The sequence below is a fragment of the Candidatus Phytoplasma phoenicium genome (assembly GCF_001189415.1).
Taxonomy (GTDB): Bacteria; Bacillota_I; Bacilli_A; order Acholeplasmatales; family Acholeplasmataceae; genus Phytoplasma; species Phytoplasma phoenicium.
In genome coordinates this window covers 1-3,379 of the sequence record NZ_JPSQ01000075.1, presented here as the reverse complement: position 1 = coordinate 3,379, position 3,379 = coordinate 1, and the positions used below count along the sequence as shown (strand labels likewise).

Genomic DNA, 3,379 nt, shown 5'->3' with positions numbered 1-3,379 from the left:
CAAAAAATATGTGAATTTCAGTTTTCTGAGGAAATTTTAGCTATAAAGAGTTATGGCGCCATTCTTAATCATCAATATTTACCTATGTTAGAACAAGAATTAAAAATAAATTATCATTTATTATTCAAATTAAGGATAAAAAATATGTCTAAAATCAATTCACATGATTGTAATGAAGAAATACAAGAGATTACATTTAAAAATATCCCTTACTTTAATGATCACAAATTAATAGATTTTAAACAGCAATTTCCTAAATTTTACATTAAAGGTTATGTACAAAAACCTCAATATATTAAAACTAAAGGAAAAAGTATTTTATTTTCTTTTTATTTAGTAGATGCAGAAACTAAACAAGATTCTATTGTTTATCGTAAATTTTTGGATGATAATATTGTACAATTAGAACAACTTCAAAAAGATTTTCGTGATGGCATTTTGATCAAAATTCGTTCAGTCGTAGATAAGTATGCCAAAAAACAAGATTTTTATTTTACTTTTGATGTTAAAAAAGAGGATCCTTTAACACAAACTTATCAAATTATTGAAACAACACCTTTGATGATGCAAAAAAAAGATGATTATCCTGGAAAAAAAAGAATTGAATTTCATTTACATACTAAAATGTCTAATTTAGATGCTATTACTAGTGTAAAAGATTATATAGAAACAGCGTTATCTTGGGGACATGAAGCTATAGCTTTTACAGATCATAATGGATTATATGCTTTTCCTGACATTGCCAAATTCACTCAAAATCAAAAGATTAAACCAATTTTAGGTGTGGAAGCAGATTTTATCGAAGAAAAACCTATTTTTATTACAAATCAAGAAAAAATTAATCATTGGACAGATTTTATACTTAACAAACATAATTATGTTGTATTTGATATGGAGACCACTGGTTTTTCTAAAACTCAAGATCATATTATTGAAATATCTGCTGTTAAAATTATAAACGGCCAAATAACAGATCAAGTCTTTGATGAATTAGTAAATCCAGGTCCAGAAGTACAATTGAATAGTAATATTACTAAATTAACAGGTATTCGTCAAGAAGATTTAAACAATAAACCTTTTTTAGAAAACATTTTGCCAAAATTTTTAGCATTTATCAAAAATCAAGTTTTAGTAGCTCATAATGCTAAATTTGATATAGATTTTTTAGAAGAAAAAATAAAAAAATTAAATTTAACTTTTGAACAACCATTATTTATTGATACTTTAGCTTTATCACAACAATATTTTAGTAAGTATCTTAAATATTTTTCTTTAAAAAGACTTATCAAATCTTTCAAAGTGAAAATAATAGAAGGACAATATCATCGTGCTTTATTTGATGCTCGTGCGACTGCTTTAGTTTTAATAAAAATGTTTGAAAAATTAGCTCATCCAGACGGAGTCCAACAAGAAGATGGTACTTTAAAACAAGCCTTTACTTTTAGTGATTTAAAAGAAAAGGTTAATGGTGTTTTTGAAAGATCTTATCATATTAATATTTTAGCGCGTAATCAAAAAGGTTATCAAAATCTTTTTCGTTTAATGAGTGAAAGTTTAACAACTGATTTTTATAAAAAACCACGTTTGCTTAAAAGCAAATTGCATAAATATAGAGAAGGTTTATTAATTGGGAGCGGTTGTTTCGAAGGTAACGTATTTGATGCTGCTTTAAATAAAAATGATGAAGAATTAGCAACTATTATTAAGGAGTATGATTACATCGAAGTACAACCACTGCATGCTTATAAACATATTATTTATGAAATAGGAGGGGACGATACACAAAGTCAAACTCAAAGTTTAAATAGAATTCAGAATGCTATTTTAAAAATTATTTCGATAGCTCAAGAACAAAAGAAAATAGTGATCGCTACAGGAGATGTGCATTATTTACATCCATACGAAAAAATTTATAGAGAAATTTATATTAATGCTAAGTTAATCGGTGGTGGTTTACACCGTTTATATAAATATCCATCTGAATATTTACCTGAAAATTATTTAATGACAACTCAAGAAATGTTAGAAGCGTTTTCTTTTATCCATGATAATCGTTTAAAAGAAGAAATTGTTATTCATAACACGCATGTATTGAATAAAAAAATAGAAAACATTCAAATTTTCCCTCATCAACTTTTCTTTTTAAAAGATAATGCCTTTGAAAAAAATTTAAAAATTTCTAGTATTAAAAAGGAAATGCAAATTTTAATCAAAAACAAAATTGCGACTTTATATGGTGAAATCATTCATCCTATTATTCAAAAAAGAATCACTAAAGAATTAAATAGTATTTTAGGAACTAAGGAACATACAAACACAAATAAAAGTATTGCACCAATTTATTATTTGACACATTTATTAGTCAAAGAATCAATTGACAATGATTATCCAGTAGGATCTCGTGGTTCTATTGGTTCTTCTTTAATTGCTAATATATTAGAAATAACTGAAGTAAATCCTCTCAAACCCCATTATCTTTGTCCTCAATGTCATTATACAGTCGTGCAAATGACTGATGAAGAAAAAAAAGACGAACAATTTCAAAATTATATAACCAAAATAAGTAAAAAACATCAACAAAAATTAGATAAAAACTCTTATAAGGAATTAGCAATTGTTTTATCAGGCTATGATTTACCAAATGCTTTCTGTCCTTTTTGTGAAAATACTCCATTTAAAAAAGATGGTCAAGACATTCCTTTTGAAACTTTCTTAGGTTTTGAAGGTAATAAAACACCGGATATTGATTTGAATTTTGCTGGTGATTATCAAAGCACAGCACATAATTATATTAAAAAGTTAATAGGCGAAGAACATGTTTATCGTGCAGGAACTATCCAAACTGTCGCCAAACAATATGCTTTTGGTTATGTTAAAAGCTTTATTAAAGATAAAAATTTAGAATCACAAACTCGTTCATGCGAAATTTATAGACGAGCTAGTATTATTGAAGGGGTTAAACGTTCTACTGGTCAACATCCTGGTGGTATTATTATAGTACCTAAAGAAATTTCTATTTATCAAGTGACACCTGTTCAATTCCCAGCTAACGATACCACATCTACTTGGAAAACTACTCATTTTGATTATCATTCTTTTGAAAATAATTTATTTAAAATGGATATTTTAGGACATGATGATCCTATGTTAATTAAATTTTTTATGGATTATGTTCGTTCTCATCCTCAAAGTTTTAAGTTTAAAAATTATCGAGATATTCCTATTGATGATCCAAATGTTTATAAAATTTTTTCTTCTAATACGCAAACATTTCAAGAAAATGAAGAATATGATGTTACTTCTTTAGCTATTCCGGAATTTGGCACTAATTTTGTACAAAGAATGTTAGAAAATATTTATCAAAAAGAAAAAAAATATT

Annotated in this window: 1 protein-coding gene; it reads left to right on the top strand. The window is 26.4% G+C overall.

The features are described from left to right. On the top strand, nucleotides 1–3,379 hold a 3,379-nt coding region (locus AlmWB_RS01695; RefSeq protein WP_050337437.1), incomplete at both ends, for an exonuclease domain-containing protein.